The organism is Streptomyces sp. NPDC021012 (assembly GCF_044333355.1).
Classification (GTDB): domain Bacteria; phylum Actinomycetota; class Actinomycetes; order Streptomycetales; family Streptomycetaceae; genus Streptomyces.
In genome coordinates, this window is the sequence record NZ_JBIRQU010000003.1 from 539,295 (window position 1) to 557,040 (window position 17,746).

9 protein-coding genes are annotated in these 17,746 nt (G+C 75.1%); 2 read left to right on the plus strand and 7 right to left on the minus strand.

Features of this window, described 5'->3' with window-relative positions; translation table 11 throughout:
* Window positions 1–4: 4 nt before the first annotated feature.
* Together ACH4TP_RS12310 and ACH4TP_RS12315 are read right to left on the minus strand one after the other, a co-directional pair.
* Window positions 5–5,302: a trypsin-like peptidase domain-containing protein gene (locus ACH4TP_RS12310; protein ID WP_398437376.1), complete on the minus strand. Its 5,298-nt coding sequence runs from the start codon at window positions 5,300–5,302 to the stop codon at window positions 5–7.
* A 165-nt stretch (window positions 5,303–5,467) separates the two neighbouring features.
* The gene (locus ACH4TP_RS12315) at window positions 5,468–6,343 is read right to left on the minus strand and encodes a DNA/RNA non-specific endonuclease (protein ID WP_398437378.1); all 876 of its coding nucleotides are present in this window, start codon (window positions 6,341–6,343) and stop codon (window positions 5,468–5,470) included.
* Window positions 6,344–6,443: 100 nt separating this feature from the next.
* Here ACH4TP_RS12315 and ACH4TP_RS12320 point away from each other — a divergent pair, with 100 nt between their 5' ends.
* Window positions 6,444–7,253 carry a caspase family protein gene (locus ACH4TP_RS12320; protein WP_398437379.1) on the plus strand — a complete coding sequence of 270 codons (810 nt, stop codon included), beginning with the start codon at window positions 6,444–6,446 and terminating at the stop codon, window positions 7,251–7,253.
* 153 nt (window positions 7,254–7,406) lie between these two features.
* The gene (gene rox / locus ACH4TP_RS12325; protein WP_398437381.1) at window positions 7,407–8,840 is read left to right on the plus strand and encodes a rifampin monooxygenase; all 1,434 of its coding nucleotides are present in this window, start codon (window positions 7,407–7,409) and stop codon (window positions 8,838–8,840) included.
* Window positions 8,841–8,986: 146 nt separating this feature from the next.
* Here the strand turns inward: rox and ACH4TP_RS12330 are convergent, their stop codons facing one another.
* From ACH4TP_RS12330 to ACH4TP_RS12350, 5 genes are all read right to left on the minus strand, one after another.
* A complete protein-coding gene (locus ACH4TP_RS12330; protein ID WP_398437382.1) occupies window positions 8,987–12,022 on the minus strand; it encodes an AAA family ATPase in 3,036 nt (1,011 codons plus the stop codon).
* A 226-nt stretch (window positions 12,023–12,248) separates the two neighbouring features.
* Window positions 12,249–14,015: a S8 family serine peptidase gene (locus ACH4TP_RS12335; RefSeq protein WP_389231098.1), complete on the minus strand. Its 1,767-nt coding sequence runs from the start codon at window positions 14,013–14,015 to the stop codon at window positions 12,249–12,251.
* A gap of 397 nt (window positions 14,016–14,412) precedes the next feature.
* Window positions 14,413–15,279, minus strand: a complete 867-nt coding sequence (locus tag ACH4TP_RS12340; protein WP_398437383.1) for a GNAT family N-acetyltransferase — start codon at window positions 15,277–15,279, stop codon at window positions 14,413–14,415.
* Between the two features lie 181 nt (window positions 15,280–15,460).
* Window positions 15,461–16,816 (minus strand): DMT family transporter, encoded by a 1,356-nt coding sequence (locus tag ACH4TP_RS12345; protein WP_398437385.1) that lies wholly within the window; start codon window positions 16,814–16,816, stop codon window positions 15,461–15,463.
* Window positions 16,813–17,739, minus strand: a complete 927-nt coding sequence (locus ACH4TP_RS12350) for a phosphatase PAP2 family protein (protein ID WP_398437387.1) — start codon at window positions 17,737–17,739, stop codon at window positions 16,813–16,815. Before ACH4TP_RS12350 ends, ACH4TP_RS12345 begins: the two co-directional genes overlap by 4 nt.
* Window positions 17,740–17,746: the final 7 nt, after the last annotated feature.

Sequence of the window (17,746 nt, forward strand, 5' to 3'; positions counted from 1 at the left end):
TCGCTCACCTCGGCTTCGCGTTCGGGTCCCCCGGGGCCGGCCGCCCGGACTGGGCCGCCATGATCTCCGCGTACAACTCCGGCCGGAACTCCCTGAGATGGGCCAGGACGCCGCTCATCTGGGTGCCCACGTTCACGAACCGCGTCCGGGCGCCCTGGAACTCGACCTCGTCCACCTTCCGCGTCCCCCGGTGCAGCCCCACGACCGTCCAGTCGTCGAGGCAGACCGGCGAACCGGAGGAGCCGCCGCGGGTGTCGGTGAAGTACAGGATGTCGCGCTCGTCCGCCCGGTAGACCAGGTTGTTGCGCAGCGCGACCCGCTTCGGCAGCCCGCCCGGGTGCTGGATGATGTTGACCGGTACGCGCTGCCGCTCGCGGACGATCAGCGGCCGCGTGGCCACCCGGAGGGTGGGCCGCTCCCCCTGGCCGGCGGCGAGCCGCACGATCGCGTAGTCGAGGTCCGCGTCCCAGGCCGCGAGCTCGCCGGCCGTCGCCTCCGGCGCGGCCGCCGCGTTCTCGACGAAGTCGAAGCGGGAGCGCGACATGAGCGCCTGGAGCCGCAGGTCCTCGTCGCTCACGTACGGCCGGACGCCCTCCTCCCACGAACGGGCCATCACCACATGGTGGTTGGTGACCAGCAGTCCCGGGGCGATCATCCAGCCCGTGCCGCCGTGCGGGTACGAGGGCAGCAGCGGCGCGCCCGACTCGTACGGCGGGATCCGCAGCAGCGCGACCGAGGCGCCGGCCCGGATGCCGCCGTGCAGGAACTCGTACGGCACGGTGTCGTCCTGGAGGACGACCTCCTCCTTCATCTCCCCGGGCATCATCTCCGGCGGCAGCTCCGCCTCGCCGGTGATCGCGCGGGCCACGGTGTCCAGGGCGCCCTGGAGGACGGCGCGCGGGCCCTGCTCACGGGTGTGCTCGACCGCGTTGTGCAGCCAGATCTCCAGCGGCACCAGACCGTCGAGGAGGCGCTCGACCTGGTTCATCGCGTTGAGGTCGGCATGCGCCTGCTCCCGGGGGTCGTCGAGCGGCCGGAGGGTGGCCGTGAAGTAGCCGGGGATGCCCTTGAGCAGGGCGGGGCGCAGCTCCCGGTCGGCGAGCCCCGCCTCCATGGCGGCGTTGCGGACCCGGACCAGCTCCGCCTGCGGCAGGAACGGCACCTTGCGCAGCGCGGCCCCGGCGGCGTTCGGCGGCGGGCGGGTCCACAGGCCGGTGCCTCCCTGCCGGGAGCGCGGACCGGGCCCCGGCTCCGCGCCCCCGGCGGCTTCGGTCCCGGCCGCTCCGGTCCCGCGCGGGGCCGGGCCCGCGTCCATCGCGGAGGCCACCCCGAGCAGCAGGTCCCCGCTGCCGTCCCGGAGCGTGAGCACCTGCCGGGCGACGCCGTCCAGGGTGCCGCGCCGCCGCGCCTCCCGCAGGTCCCGCTCGATCCGCTCCAGGTCCGGCCGGCGGGCGCCCGGGGAGGGCTCCGTTCCGGCGGCGGACTCCAGGATGCGGGTCAGCGGCCCGCGGAGGCCCGGCTCGGCGGTGAGCGTGCTGTCGATCCAGCGCGCCAGCTCCGTGACCACCGCCTCCTCGTCCGCGGGAAGCCCCACCAGCCGCAGCGTGTGCTCCAGGAGCCTCGGGTCCGCCCGGCAGGCCGTGGCCGCCGCCGTACGGGCCAGGGAGGGCTGCCGGGCCAGATCCGCGTCCGGCATCCCGCGCAGCGTCCGGGCGAGCCGCTCCTCCGTGGGCGCGGAGTCGCCGTCCGCGAGCGCCGCGAGCCGCGACCGGGCGACCAGGACCCCCAGCGACTCGAAGCGCAGCCCGAGGCCCGCCGCGATCTCCTCCGCCTCCTGGAGGTCCCGGTCCGCCTCCGCGAGGTCGCCCGTGTCCTGGGCGAGCCGCGCCGACAGCTGGAGCAGTTCGAGCTGGGTCTCCGCGCAGCCCGCCTCCTCCGCCCGGTCCACGGCCCGCTCGGCGCCCTCGCGCGCCTCCGCCGTCCGCCCCGAGCGGGCCAGGGTCTCCGCGAGCAGCGCATGCAGCCTGCTGCACGGGGTCCACGGCCGCCGCTCGGCGAGCCGCTGCCCCGCGGCCTCCACGTACCCCTGGGTGAGCAGGTCCTCCACCTCGCGCGCGGCGATCCGCTCCCAGTCCTCCTGGTCGGCCTCCGTCATGATCTGGTCGGGCACGTGGCCGCCGATCCTGCCGAGGAGGAACGCGGCCGGGCGGTGCGCCATCTCCCGGTACGTCGACCCGCCCAGGTAGGGCGCGACCCCCGACTCCCAACGGGCCTCCACCGTACGGGGGTTCTCGCCGAGACGGAGCCGGTGGTAGATCTCCTCGGCGCGCTCCCGGGTCCCCTCGCGGGCCGCGTAGTACGCGACGGCCCTGCGGTCCACGGCCCGCATCAGATCGGTCCGCGCGCTGTCCGAGAGGCGCAGCATGATGGCCCGCAGATCGGCCCGGTGCCGGATGACCTCCGGTCCCGCCGACTCCATCAGGTCGACCCGGGAGGTGAGCAGCCCGTAGAGCCTGCGGGCCTCCCCGGGGCTGTCGACCCGCAGCCCCGCCGGCCCGGCCAGGACCTCCCGGATCAGGTCGGGGGTGATGAAGCGGAGGGCCAGGCCCGCCTGCACGAGGGCCCGGACGTCGTCCTCCGCGATGTGCTTGAGCAGCCGGTCGTACAGCGTGCCCTGGATGAGCATCTGGTCGACCTGCCGGTCGAAGTAGCGGCGCCGGGAGGGCAGTCCGCGCAGCAGCTCGCCGAGCGAGGGGGAGTCGGCGCCCAGGGCGACCGCCGTCCGGGCCGCGAGCCTGAGGCTCAGCGGATGGCCGCCGATCCGGTCCGCGAGGTCCTCGGCGAGCGGCTCGTCCGCCACCCCGGAGGACATCAGCAGGTCCACCGACGCCTGGTGGTCCAGCTCGGTGAGCTCCATCGTGCGCGGGGTCAGCACCCGGGCCGGATGGTCGATCGGCGCCCGCCCGGAGACGACGAACCGCAGCCGCGAGTAGGCCGCCCGCAGGGCCGTCCACACCGCCCACATGCGGGCGATGACGGGGGAGCCCCGGTACTGGGCCTCCTCGAAGGAGTCGACGACCACGAGCAGCGGCGGGGGCGGCTCGCCCGGCGCCGGCCGGACGGCCTCGGCGACCAGGGACGCGGCCCGGTGGGCGAGCTCCTGCTCGCGGGCGCTGGCCCGGGCGTGGAAGTCCGAGGAGTAGTCGCGGCCGAGCGTCGCCCGGGTGCCGGCCAGCTCGTACAGCTCGTCGAGCTCGTTGCGTTCGCCGCGCTGGAGCGCCGCCGTCCGCTCGCACTCGTCCGCGAGCTCGTCGAAGGCGGCGCGGTGGGCCGGATGGTGGACGCCGAGCTGCCGGGCCATCTCCGCGATCACCGTGGCCGGTTCGTGGATGGAGAGCGTCGGGCGCGCGAAGTCGATGTACGCGAAGGGGAACCCGGCGGGTCCGGCGGCGGCGAGCGCGTCGACGAGGAACTTGGCGAGCAGGGTGCTCTTCCCGATGCCGCCGACGCCGTGCAGCAGGACGGGCGGCTCCGCCGGCTCCTCGGGCAGCGCGAGATAGGCGTGCAGGGTGTCGAGCTCTGCGGTGCGGCCGTGGAAGGTCCCCCGGACGAGCCGCCGCATCGGCTGGAGCAGCCGCGCCTGCTCCAGCCGGTGCTGCACCTCCTCCACCGCGGGCAGCCACGTCACCCCCGGCACCCGGCTCAGCCAGAGTGTGGCCTGCAGCGCGTCGGAGAGCACCTCGACCTCGTCGCGGGGGTGCGGGCCCACGGCTGCCGGAGGCGGTCCCGCGCCCGTCAGCAGGGCGAGTGCCGTGCGTTCCGGGCCGGGGCCCTCGGGGCGGAGGCCGAGGTTGGTCCGGAGGGCGAGGAGGGCGGCGCCGGGGCCGGCGAGGCCCGCCAGGGCGGCGTCGCGGACCTCCGGTTTGAGCGTCCACACGGTGGCCCCGGGCGAGGGCAGGGCGGTGCAGTCGTCGACGAGCTCCAGGACGGCCCGCCCGGTGGCCTGCTCCTCGCCGGGGAGCCGCAGCCGCGCGGGGTCGAACTCCTGGAGCAGACAGGCGGCCTCGCGGTAGGACCTGCGCAGATCGGGGAGCGCGGCGGCGGGGGCGGCGAGGCTGGTGCGCAGGGCGTCGCGCAGCACGTGACCGGCCTCGCCCGGCGGTGGCGACGCCGGCGGGAGCGCCCGGTGGAGCCGTACGACGTCCTCCACGGCCGTGCACAGCCGGCGCATGTAACTGTCCACCGAGGAAGGGGAGTCGACGGCCCGGAGCACCTCGGCGACGGCCGTCTCCGTGAGCTCGGGAACCGTCCCCTCCTGGTCGGCGGGGACGCTGTCGGTGAAGAACTCCCGGAAGAAGGCACGGAGATCGCCCTCGTCGGCGAGGCGCGTCGTGTCGCGGCACTCGTTCTTACGGATCTCGTAAGGGAGTTGGCGCATCGTCGTCGCATAGCCGAGCAGCACCAGACGGGGCACGGTGTCCGCCCGCACCGGGGTGTGCTCGTAGATGGCGCGGGCGAGGACGCCGATGCAGTCCCACACGTCCGAGTGCGGGTCGAGCCGGTCGCAGTCGTCCAGGACCAGCCAGAAGCGTTCCTCGGCGGCGGTCGCCCGGGCGACGATCCGGTGCGCCGCGTCCTCGAAGGAGGGCAGCGGATCGTTCAGCCGGGTGGGGTCCAGGGGGACCCGGTCGCCCTCGGGCCCCGCCACGAAGGCCGAGAGCCGCTCCATCAGGCGCGCCGCCGTGGACGTGCGGGAGAGCGTGACCCGGACCGGACGGAAGTCGCAGTGCTGGCCTAGGTGGCGGATCAGCTCGTACGTGTAGGAGCGGCCGCTGTCCGGGGGCCCGTCGACGACGAGCACCGTCTGCTCCGGGTCGGCCAGGAAGCCCCGGAGCTTCTCGCGCAGTTCGCTCCGGTCCAGGAACACCTCCGTGCCGTGCTTCAGGAGCACGCTGAGGAAGGGGTCCCGGGGGGAGCGCCGCAGCCGCTCGTCCTCCCGCAGCCGGGTCAGCAGGTTCCGGGCCTCGGCGCCCTGCTCGAAGCCGTGCGGATCGTCGATCGCGGCCAGCGCGTCGAGACCGGCGAGCACGGAGAGCAGCCGGCGCTGGTGGGCGATGTCCCGGCGGGCCGCGGCGACCACGAGGAGGGCGTTGCGCCCGGCGTCCGGGGTGAGCGGCAGGTCCTCGACGAAGTCGGCCGGCAGGCCCGCGCGCAGCAGCCGTCCCCGTGGCTCGGGGGTGTCGAGGAGGTGGTCCCGGACCCAGCCGGCGACGAGCCCCCACTCGGTCTCGGTGAGCGGCATACCGCACCTGCCCGGCGCTCTTCGCGCAGCGCCGGTCGCTCCGGCGCCGGACCCGACGAGATCAGCCGTGACCGGCCGTGAACGGTCGAGGCCGGACGGACCGGCTGGTCCCTCTCATCGTTCCACCGGGCGGGAACGGCCGCAATCGCTGCCCGCGGACCCCGTCTAGGGGTGCAGCACCATGTCCGCGTGCGACTCCAGGCGTCGCCAGCGCTCCTCCGGGGCGCGGGGCGGCGGCATCACGTCCACGTCCGGCAGCGGACCGAACTCCAGCTCGGTGATCTCGGCGACGTCCGAGACGGGCACCTGGTACGTGCGGTACGGGCCCAGCGGCGGCGGCGCGCCGGCCGTCGCCCCCGCGAGGGCCCGGTCCGCGTCCCGGCTGAGGTCGGGGCTCTGGTCGAGGACGTACGCGGCGGCGGCGAGCGCACCGTCCTGCATGAACGCCGCCACCTTCCAGAACCGCAGCGGCACCTGCAGCCCCCGGTACGGCGGGTCGGAGTCCTGGAGCACCGGGCCGGTGAGGACCGTCAGCTTCCGCTCGTAGTGGGCGGCGTTCTCGAGCAGGTAGTTCTCCAGTCCCTGCCAGAGCTCCTTGCCCTGGTTGAAGACGTCGACCTGGGGAGCCGCGTTGGTGAAGTGGAAGGTGTCCGCGTTGGCCTGGGCCGCCGTGGCCGACGGCCCCCAGACGGGATCGAGCCGGCGCACCAGATGGCCCCGGTCCAGGCTGTTGTTCCGGTAGATCTCGTCGCCGGCCTGCTGGTCCTCGGGCAGCCGGGGGTCGAAGGCCCAGGCGTCCTCCCGGGGCGTGTCGAGGAGGAGCTGCCGTCCCTCGATGCAGACCGCGGTCGAGGCGGCGAGCCGCCGGTCGGGGCGGAAGACCACGGTGAAGTGGGTGTACGGCAGGATCACCGTCTCGATCGTGTCCCGGACCGGGAGCGCCAGCGGGACGACGGGGCCGAGGAAGGCCTCGTCGTAGCCGGTGCGGTCGGCGAGCGCGGCCGGGCGCTCGGGGGGAAGCGACGCATCCGATGGGTTCATACGATGTAAGTACCGCGCCGAGGGGGTCGTGCTCGGCGCCGGACCACAGGTCACTCGAACAGACCCCGGCACCCCTCCGCCCCGCACGAGGAGGCATCCCATGGCCACCGGACTCTCCCTGCACGTCGGACTGAACGGGGTCGACCCCGCCCGGTACGAGGGCTGGGAAGGCACCCTGAACGCCTGCGAGAACGACGCCCGCGACATGGCCCGGCTGGCCAGGACCGCCGGATTCGAGACCACCACCCTGCTCACCGGGGAAGGCACCGTCGCCAACGTCACCTCCGTGCTCCGCGCGGCCGCCGCCCGCCTCGTCCCCGGCGACATCCTGCTCTTCAGCTACTCGGGCCACGGCGGCCAGGTCCCCGACGTCACGGGCCCCGACGACGAGCCCGACGCGCTCGACGAGACCCTCGTCCTCCACGACCGCCAGTTCCTCGACGACGAGCTCCAGCAGGCCTTCCGCGCCTTCGCCGAGGGCGTACGGATCGTCGCCCTCCTCGACTGCTGCCACAGCGGCAGCGGCATCGAACTCCCCGGCGGCGCCCCGGAGGAGAGCACGGGCCGCTTCATGCCGGAGCCGTGGCAGCGCCGGCTGTACGAGCGCGACCGGTCCTACCTCGAAGACCTCCAGCGCACCCTGGCCAAGGACGCCGCCGCCGGAGGGAGGGGCCACGACGCGCTCCTCGTCTCGGCCTGCCAGGACGACCAGGTCGCCGCCGACGGCGACGTCAACGGCGCCTTCACCGGGGCCCTGCTCCGGGTGTGGGACGGGGGCGCCTTCCAGGGCGGCTACCGCGCCTTCCACCGGGACATCCGGCGGCTGCTGCCCCCGACCCAGAGCCCGAACCTGTACCTGACCGGCAACCCGGCCCCGGACTTCCTCGACCAGCGGCCCTTCACCATCTGAGAGCGACGGCCCCGGAAAACGACGAAGGCAAGGAGGGACGACCTCTCCTTGCCACTCTCAAGGTATAGCGCATGGGGGGCCTTGCGGCAAGGCCCCCCACGTGCCGCAAAATCTCCGTTCGAAGCAAGGAACTGCGGAAAACGGGGCGTAACGATGATGGACGTGATCGTGGTCGGCGGCGGACCGACCGGCCTGATGCTCGCGAGCGAACTGCGCCTGCACGACGTGCGGGTGCTCGTCCTGGAGAAGCTGGCCGAACCGACCCTGGAGTCCCGGGGACAGGGCCTGCACGCGCGCAGCGTCGAGATGATGGACCAGCGCGGACTGCTGGAGCGGTTCAGCGAGATCAGCAAGAAGTTCTCGGTGGGCGGTCTCTTCGGCGGCGTGATGAAGGCCTGGCCGGAGCGGCTCGACACGGCCCACCCGTACGGCCTCGCCACACCGCAGCCGGACACCGAGCGGCTGCTCGAAGAGCGCGCGCGGGAGCTCGGCGCGGAGATCCGGCGCGGCAGCGAGGTCGTCGGGCTGAGCCAGGACGAGGACGGGGTGACCGTCGGGCTCGCCGACGGCACCGAGCTGCACGCACGCTACCTCGCCGCCTGCGACGGCGGCCGCAGCACCGTGCGCAAGCTGCTCGGCGTCGGCTTCCCCGGCGAGCCCGCGACGGTCGAGACCCTCCTCGGCGTCATGGAGGTGACGGCGGACCCGGAGTCGATCGCCGCCGCCGTCGCGGAGGTCCACAAGACCCAGCTGCGCTTCGGCCTCGCCCCGCTCGGGGACGGCACCTGGCGCGTCGTCGTCCCCGCCGACGGCGTGGCCGAGGACCGCGCCGTCCCGGCCACCCTCGACGACTTCAAGCAGCAGCTGCGGGCCTTCGCCGGCACCGACTTCGGCGTGCACGCCCCGCGCTGGCTGTCCCGCTTCGGCGACGCCACCCGGCAGGCCGAGCACTACCGGGTCGGCCGGGTGTTCCTGGCCGGCGACGCGGCGCACATCCACCCGCCGACCGGCGGCCAGGGCCTCAACCTCGGCATCCAGGACGCCTTCAACCTCGGCTGGAAGCTGGCCGCCGCGGTCGCCGGCTGGGCGCCGGAGGGGCTCCTCGACACCTACGAGGCCGAACGGCACCCGGTCGGCGCCCGCGTCCTGGAGAACACCCGCGCGCAGATGGCCCTCCTCGGCGCCGAGCCCGGACCGACCGCGCTGCGGGAACTGTTCTCGAAGCTGATGGACTTCGAGGAGGTCAACCGGTACATCACCGGCATGATCACCGCCGTCGACGTCCGCTACGACCTCGGCGAGGGCCATGAACTCCTCGGCCGGCGCCTGCGGGACCTGCCCCTCAAGCAGGGACGCCTCTACGAGCTGACGCACGGCGGCCGCGGCCTGCTGTTCGACCGCACCGGCCGGCTCTCGGCGGAGGGCTGGGCCGACCGGGTCGACCACGTCGTCGACCCCTGCGAGGAACTCGACGCGCCCGCCGTCCTGCTGCGCCCCGACGGCCACGTCGCCTGGGTCGGCGACGACCAGGAGGACCTGCTCGGCGCCCTGCGCGAGTGGTTCGGCACGCCCACGCCCACGGCCTGACCGAGTGGCCCGGCGCCCGGGGCGCCTCGGCGCGGGCCTGCCGTGGGGTGGGCCTCGGGTGGGGGGCGGGGCGGCCGGGGGCCGGGTGGGGGGCCGGTCGTGCGGGGGTGGGGCAGTGGACGGGCGGGTGCGTCGTACGCCGGGGGCTAGGGGCGCAGGGCCGTGGCCAGCTGGGCGCGGGAGCGGACGTCGAGCTTCTGGTAGATGCGGGTCAGACGGGCCTCGACCGTCTTGACGCTCAGGTAGAGCTTCGCCGCCGCCTCCTGGTTGCTCGCGCCCTGGCCCACGAGCCGGGCGAGGCGCAGTTCCGCCTCCGTGAGGGAGGAGAGCGCCGAGACCGACTCCTCGCCGCCCGCGCCGGGACCCGCGGCCTCGCCCGCCGGGGTCTCGCTCGCCAGGGCCAGCCACGGCGCCGCACCGGCCCGCTCGAACACCGAGGCCGCCTCGTGCAGGGCGCTCTGCGCCGCCGACCTGCGCCTGCGCCGCCGCTCGACCCGGGCCAGGGCGATCAGCGCCCGCCCCCGCTCCAGCGGCAGCCCGGCCCGGCCGAAGCTCTCGGCCGTACGGGTCAGCAGCTCGGCCGCCTCGTCGGTCCGGCCCTCCGCCGCCAGGCACAGCGCGTACACCCGGTCGCAGCCGAGCAGGACCGTGGTCCGGCCGAGCCGCTCCGCCACCGGCCGGACCTCGGCGAGGAGCGCCAGGGCCTCGTCGCCCGCGTCCTGGCCGAGCAGTGCCTCGGCCAGCTCCTCGTGCCAGCGCAGCATCGAGGGGTCCACCGTCGACTGGGCGCGCTCGTCGGCCTGGACCCGCCGCAGCGTCTCCAGGGCGGCGGCGACGTCGCCGTTGATCAGCTGGACGCGGCCGAGCGCGTACCGGCTGCGGGAGAGGAAGACGCGGTCGCCCTCCTCCTCCGAGGCCTGCACGCTGCGGCGGGCGTAGCTCGCGGCCCGCGCGAAGCTGCCGCCGGCCGTCTCGGCGAGCGCGAGGGTGTACCAGGCGGGGCCGGGGGAGAGGCCCGCCTCCAGGGTGAGCGCGAGGGACTGCCCCGCGTGCGCGAGGGCGGCCGCGCAGGCGCCCCTGCGGGACTCGATCGCGGCGAGCGTGGAGAACAGCTCGATCGTGTCCTCCACCGAGCCGCGCCGCTGGACCAGCGGCAGCAGCGCGTTCAGCTCGTCCCGGGCGTCGTTCAGCCGGTCGTCGAAGAGGGCGTGACGGATCGTCAGGATCTGGGCGGCGTTGCGGATGCCGAGCGGCCGCTCGGCCAGCTCCAGGGCGCGGGCCTGCGCGAGCACGGCCTCGGCGTCCGGGACCCCGAGGGCCCGCTCCATCCGCGCCTGCACGGTCAGGGCCTGCACCGCGAGCCGGGGATCGCCCATCGAGGCGGCCAGCGCGGCCGACTCGACCGCCGCCGTCCGCGAGCGCTCCGGATCGCCGTCCGCGAGCACGTACTTGACGGCGAGGCGCAGCTGCACGGCGGCCCGCAGGGCGGTGTCGCCCTCCGAGTCCTCCATGGCGTGGGCGTACATCTCGTCGAGCCCGGTGAGCCCCTGACCGGCGGTGTCGAGCACGGCGAGCCGCGCCCTGACCCGGTCGGACGGCCCCGCGTCCCGGGCGAGCAGATCGGTGGCGGCCCGCATCGCGAGGTCGGCGCGGGCGGCGCGGGCGGCCTCCTCGGCGGCGTCGACGAGTCGCGCGATCCGCCGCGTCCCGTGCCTGCCGGGGGTCGACTCGGCGGCGAGCAGGGCCAGTTCGGCGGCGAGCGCGCTGTTCCCGCGCCGCCGGGCCAGTTCGGCGGCGGCCGCGACCTCGGCGGCGAGCTCCTCGTCCGGCCGCTCGGTGGCCAGCGCCCGGTGCCGTACGGCCTCGACGGGGTCGTCCACGACCTCCGCGAGCGCCGCGTGCCCGGCGCTCCGCTCGGACCAGCAGGCGTCGTGCACCAGGGTGGAGGGCAGCAGCCCTGCCGTGAAGGTCACCGAGCCGTCCTCGGAGAGCGACACCAGGTCGGCCCGCTCGGCCGCGGCGAGGTCCGCCTCCGCGGTGGGCCGCCCGGCGCGGCGCACCAGCGTCGCCGAGGGGCGCAGCGCGAGCGCGGCGAGCAGCAGCGTCTCGCGCACGGCGGGGGGCGCGGCGCCCAGGAGCTGGCGGGCGAGGTCGCGGGCGCGACCGGAGAGCGTCAGGGCCTCGGCGTGGTGGACCGGGGTCCGCGCGTCGGCGAGCGAGCGGCCCACGGCGAGCGCGAGCCGCGGATTGCCGCCGCTCGCGCGGTGGATGCGGCCGGCCATCCGGGAGGGCAGCCGGTGGTGGATGAGGAGTTCGGCGATCTCGTCGGCATGCAGCGGCGGGACGCGCAGCACGTCCGCCTCCGAGGGCACCCACAGGTGCGCGGCATGCGGGTCCTCGGCGCGATGGCCCTCGCGGTACGGCGCGTGGGCCCCGGCGTACGGCTCGGGGGTCTCCACCGCCACCACCCGCAGCGCGGGCGGGGCAAGATGGAGGGCGAACCGGAGCAGGTCCACGCTGTCCGCGTCGACGTGCTGCACCCCGTCGACGACGAGCAGGACGGGACCGCGGCAGGTCAGGGCGCGCAGGATCCGGGCGATGCCGAGGCGCAGCGCGATCGGGTCCCAGCCGCCCGCGTCGATCGGCGCCTCGCGGCAGAGCATGGCGACGGCGGTGCGCTGGGGGCCGGGCAGCTGGTCGAAGACCCCGGAGGAGAGCACTCCGGATTCGAGGACTCCGGAGGAGAGGACCGCGGAGGCGAGGGCCTCGGAGGAGAACGCGACGGACGGGGGTTCGCCGGTCCCGTGCCCGCCGGTCCCGTGTCCACCGGTTCCGTGCCCGCCGGTGGGGTGCGGCCCGGGCGCTGCCGCCCCGGCCGTGGACGGTTCGGGCGCGGGCCGGCCTGTGCCGAGTCCCGGCCAGGTCACGGTCGCGGCCACCGAGGCCACGAGCGCGGCGGCGGCCGCCCCGGGTATCTCGCGGTCGGACGACAGGGGCGCGAGCCACAGCACGGTCTCGCCGCGCGCCTCCGCGCGGGCCGCCTCGGCGAGGGCGACCTCGGTCTTGCCGACGCCGGCGGGTCCGGTGAGCAGGGCGCGGCCCCGCGTGTGCAGGGCCCGTTCGAGCCGGGCGAGGAGCTCCTCCCGGCCCACCGGGGCAGGGTTCTGCGGAGCTGTCGTCACTGTCCACCACCTCCGGCCCCTCGGGACCCGGCCCATGAGCCCCGTGCGCAGAGGATACGGAGCCCACGGGCACAGTCCAGGCCCCTTGTCCGGCATACGGACAGGGGGCTCGGCGCGCGCACGCTCCCACAACGCCAGGACGCGCCAGTGGTGTAGACCACGGGCGCGTCGCTGACCAGCAAAGATGCTGATGTGGGGGGTGGTTCAGGGGTGGTGCGGTGGTGCTTTAGAAGGTGAGGCTCCAGGAGTCGATGTAGCCGGTGTCACCCGTGGCCACATCCTGGACCCGGAGCTTCCAGGTGCCGTTGGCGAGCTCGCTCGACGCGTCGACCGTGTAGGTGGCGATGACGTTGTCGGCGCTGTCCGAGGAGGACGAGGTCTTCAGGTTGCGCACCGTGCCGTCGGGGGCGACCAGGTCGACGACCAGGTCTCCGCGCCAGGTGTGCTTGATGTCCACGCCGACCTTGAGGGTGGCGGGGGCGTTGCCGGCGATGCCGGTGACGGTGATCGGGGACGTCACGGTGGTGTTGTCCGGGATCTGCACGTCCGTCGCGTTGGTGAAGACGGTGCCGGTCGGCGGGGTGGTGTTCAGGACCGCGTCCACGGACTTCGTCGCGTCGGCGATGCCGGTGCCGCAGCCGCCGGTGCAGGCGCCGGGCAGCGGGCGGGCGTTGGCCTTGATCGTGGACTCGATGTCGGCCGGGGTGAGGGTGCTCTTGGCCGACTTCAGCAGGGCGGCGAGACCGGCGATGTGCGGAGCCGCCATCGAGGTGCCCTGGTAGGGCTTGTAGGTCTCGGTCGACTGGGTCGTCAGGCCCGAGTTCAGCGTGGAGTAGATCGCGTTCTCGGGGGTGGTGACGGTGCCGGGCGTGTCCGTGGCGTTGCGGGTCTCGCCACCGGGGGCGGCCACGTCCACGATCGTGCCGTAGTTGGAGTAGTACGACCGGGCGCCGGCGCGGTTGGTCGACGCCACGACGATGACGTTCGAGCAGTTCGCCGGGGTGAAGCCGGAGGCGTTGGCGTTGCTGTTGCCCGCGGCGACGACGACCGTGGTGCCGCGCGAGACGGCGCCGTTGATGGCGGTCTGGTAGACGCTCGGGCAGGTGGTGCTCGCGCCGCCCAGGCTCATGTTGATGACCTTGGCCGGGGTCGGGTTGACCGGGATGCCCGGCACGGTGCCGCCGGAGGCCCAGGTGATCGCGTCGGCGATGTCGGAGGACGAGCCGCCGCACTTGCCGAGCACGCGCACGGGCTGGATCTTCGCGTTGTACGCGATGCCCGCGATGCCCTTGGTGTTGTTGGTGACCGCGGCGATGGTGCCGGCCACGTGGGTGCCGTGCCAGGAGGAGTTGGAGGCGGTGGAGCCGGTGCCGCACTCGCCGGCGGTGGCGTTCCAGTCGCCCTCGTCCTTCGCGTCCGCGTCACGGCCGTTGCCGTCGCGGGCCTCGGTGGAGTCCGAGATGAAGTCGTAACCGGCGATGACGTTGGACGCCAGGTCCGAGTGGGCCGCGTAGCCGGTGTCGATGACGGCGACGGTGACGCCGGAGCCGGTGGCCTTGTCCCAGGCTGCAGGAACGTTCATGCCACCGGTGGGCTCGAAGAGGTCCCACTGCTTGGCGTAGTCGGTGTCGTCCGGGGTGACCGCCATCGCGTAGGCGCGGATGTCGGGCTCGACCGAGGCGACGGACGGGTCGGCGCGGAACGCGTCCATGACCTCGGTCACGTCCTGCTTGGTCGCCTTGCCGCCCAGGTTGACGAGGGCGGCACCGCCGGCGAGGCGGCGCTCGAAGGAGAGCTTCTCGCCCGTCTTCGCGGCCTTCTCGGCCGTGTCGCTCTTCGCGGCGGTGTTGGAACCGGCCTCGGGGGTCCGGCTCTTGTAGGTGACGATCACCTTCTCGACGGGGGCCTTGGGAAGCGCCCGCATCGCCTGCGAAGCCGGGACCGGCTTCGGGGTGGCAGCGACCGGGGCGGCGGCGTACGCCCCGGAAGTCATGGCAGCGGCACCGAGGATCGCGGCGCCCGCGACCACGGATATGACTCTCCGCCTGGAACGGTTCAAGGTGTGGCCCTTTCGAGTACGACGTAACTGCGGAGCAGTGGCGGCGGCGCGGGACACACGGGTCGAAGTGGGGTCGCCTCCGTGGTTCCCTGGGCTTGGGGGGCCCGTGCGCCGCCACCGGCGCGACGGCCCGGGTCAAGGCCGTCACCGGCGGACAGCACCCTCCACATGCACCTGTCAGGGTGCGTTCGGGGGATGATATCTGCCGGTGCGGAGGACAGTAGGGAACGGGGGGGTGAACCCGATACGGGGAAAACCCTTGTCACCCCTCACGGGGTGGTGGGGGTGCGGTGAGGGGAGGGTGCGCGGGTGGGTGGGAAGGGCTGCGGTCTCAGCCGAGTTCGAGCGTGGTGACGCCGAAGACGCGCTCCCGGGCCACCGGGCGGACCGGGCCCGTGTACATCCGGGCCGTCTCGAACGTCGGCTCCAGACCGCGCTCCTGGGCCAGGCGGGCGGCCGCCGGATTGGCCTCCGGCATGTCGACCGCGACGCGGTCCGCGCCGAACTCCCGCGCCTCGGCGGCGAGTCCGTCGAGCAGGGCCGCCGCGTCCGCCGGGGTGTCGGCGAACAGCGGCCCCACACGGGCCTCGTCCTGCGCGGGACGAACCACCCCGTACCCGGTCAGACGGCCGTCGACGACGCGGGCGAGCGCCCGGTGGCCGGGCGTGGTCAGCCAGGCGTTCAGGAACCGCGGCCGGTCGGCGTGGTGGCAGGCGCCGTCGTACGCGGCGAGCGCGGCCGCGTCGACCCGCTCGGCGGCCACCAGACCGGCCACGGGGCGGTCGGGGGCCGGGACCTCGCCCACGTACCGGGCGGTGCGGTAGGCGGTCGCGAAGCCGGAGCGCCGGTAGTTGTCCTGCTGCGCCGGTACCCCGTCGAGCCCGACGCTCCGGCCGCCCGCGTGGGCGAGCGCGGCGCGCCAGGTGGCGAGCCCGTACCCGAGGCCGCGGAGTTCGGGGCGGACGAGGTAGAAGCCGAGGAAGGCGTAGGAGTCGTCGTAGTCGACGACGGAGATGGCCGAGACCGGCTCCCCGTCGACCCGGCCGAGGAAGAAGCCCGCGGGGTCCTGGGCGAAGAACGCCGGAGCGTCGGAGAGCCCGGGGTTCCACCCCTCCTCGGCGGCCCAGGACCGCACGAGCGCCCACTCCTGCCGGGTGGCGGAGGAGACGGACAGCGAACCGGTGGAGGCGGAGGTCATGGGGGTCCTTCGACGGCCGGGGAGGCGGGCGGACGCCCGGGCGGCAGGAACCCGGGCAAACCGCGCCGAGCATAACGCCGGGCCGCCCCCTGGCATTTCCCCGCCGATCGATTCCGGCCGATCGGGGCGCCCGGTCGAACGGTGCCCGGTGGGACGGCGCCCGGTGGGGGCGCCCGCTCCCTCAGCCCGCGATCGGCGCGGGTGCCGGCCCGGTCTCCGATGCGGAGAGGTCGGGGAGACCGGAGAGGTCGGGGAGATCGGGCAGGTCGAGGAGGCGGGGGGCCGGTACCGGCCGTGCCTCCCGGACGGGGCCGGAAGAACCGCTCGCCCGTACGGGAAGGGGGGCCGACGCCGGAACGGGAGCCGGGGCCGGAACTGTACCGGCCGAAGCCGTCACCGGCACCTGCATCGTCACCGGGGCCCCGGCCGTACCGGCCGAAGCCGTCACCGGGGCCCCGGCCGTACCGGCGGAAGTCGCCACCGGCACCTGTGCCGTCACCGGGGCCCCGGCCGTACCGGCGGAAGTCGTCACCGGCACCTGTGCCGTCACCGGGGCCCCGGCCGTACCGGCGGAAGCCGTCACCGGCACCTGTGCCGTCACCGGGACTCCGGCCGTACCGGCCGAAGCCGTCACCGGCGCCTCCGCCGTCCCCTCCGCCCCGCCCTTCGTCAGCAGGATCACGCCCCGTGCCGCGACCAGCGACGCGCCGGCCGCTACCAGCCAGCCCCAGGCGCCGGCCCGGAAGGTCTCGCCGAGCAGGGCGACGCCGATGACCGCGGCGGCGGCGGGGTTGGAGAGGTTCACGACGGCGAGGGGGGCCGCGAGTCCGCCCCGGTAGGCGGCCTGGGACAGCAGCAGGCCACCGCTGGCGAAGGCGGATATCAGCACCGCGAGGAGCGCGGTCTGCCACCAGGTCGGCTTGCTGCCGGGCAGGTCGAGCGCGAGGGCGGCGGTCAGCGTCTGGGTGAGCGCCGAGGCGACGCCCGAGGCGATCCCGGAGGCCGTGGCGTGCCCGAGTCCGCGCGCGGCCGGGCCGCCGGTCCCGCGCCGTTCGCGCCCGTGCAGCCGCCCGGAGGCCAGTACGGCGATGAGGGACGCGGTCGCCGCGGCGACGATCAGGGACTCGCGCAGGCTGAGCGCCTCGCCGGGGGCGGTGGGCCCGGTCACGGCGACGAGCCCGACGAGCCCGCCGAGGGTCCACAGGGCGCCGCGCCATTCGGTACGGGTCACCCGGCGCCGTGCGCAGTACGCGCCCAGCGGCAGTGCCGCCACGAGCGTCAGCGCGCCGAGCGGCTGCACCAGCGTCAGCGGCCCGTAGTGCAGGGCGGCCACGTGGGCGAGGGCTCCGGCGGCGTTGAGGCCGACCGCCCACCACCACTGCCCGCGGGCGAGCAGGGCGCGCAGCGCGCCGCGTCCGTCGGGGGCGGCGGGGGAGGCGGCGGCGAGCCGGGACTGGGCGACGGCGGCGAGCGCGTACCCGGCGGCGGAGACGAGGGAGAGGAGGACCGCGAGCGCGGTGCCGGCGGCGGGGTTCATCGCAGGGCTCCGACCGGGAGGGGTGCCGCACCGAGCGGGCGGGGTACGGGTGGGGGTTCCGTCCGCCGGCGGGGGGCGCGGACGGCGAGCAGCGCGAGGCCGAGGAGGACGGCGGCGGCGAGCGCGTCGAACCAGTAGTGGTTGGCGGTGCCGACGACGACGAGCAGGGTGAGCAGCGGGTGCAGCAGCCAGAGCACCCGCCAGCGGGACCGGGTGGCGGCGATCAGGCCGATCGCGACCATCAGGGCCCAGCCGAAGTGCAGCGAGGGCATGGCCGCGAACTGGTTCGCCATCGAGTCGGTCTCCGGCGTCGCCCCGTAGACGGAGGGGCCGTAGACGCGGGCCGTGTCGACGAGACCGGAGGCGGCGAGCATCCGGGGCGGGGCGAGCGGCATCAGCAGGTGCAGGGCGAGCGCGGCGCCGGTGACGAGGGCGAGGACCCGGCGCGACCACAGGTAGTGCGCGGGGCGGCGCCAGTACAGCCAGACGAGGAAGGCGAGGGTGGCCGGGAAGTGCACGACCGCGTAGTACGTGTTCGCCGTCCGGATCAGCGGTTCGCCGTGCAGGAGCAGCTGCTGGATCGTTCCCTCGCCCGGCAGGTGGAGCGCGCGCTCGGCGTCCCAGACGCGGTCGGCGTTCCGGAAGGCGCGGGCCTCGTGGCCGTTGGCGAAGAGCCGGCCGAACTTGTAGACGAGGAAGAGCGAGGTGACGAGCAGGAGCTCCCGCAGGAGCGGCGGCCTGGCGGACCCGGACCCGGACGCAGGCGCGGACCCGGACGCAGACGTGGACGCGGACCCGGACGCGGACGCCGGCCCGGGCCGGGCCGGGGGTACGGGTGACGGCTCGGGCTCCGGCTCGGACGCGTTCCCCGCGTCCTCGTCCCGGTCGTGCCCCCCTCGTATCCCCTGTATCCCGACAGCCATCGCGCGG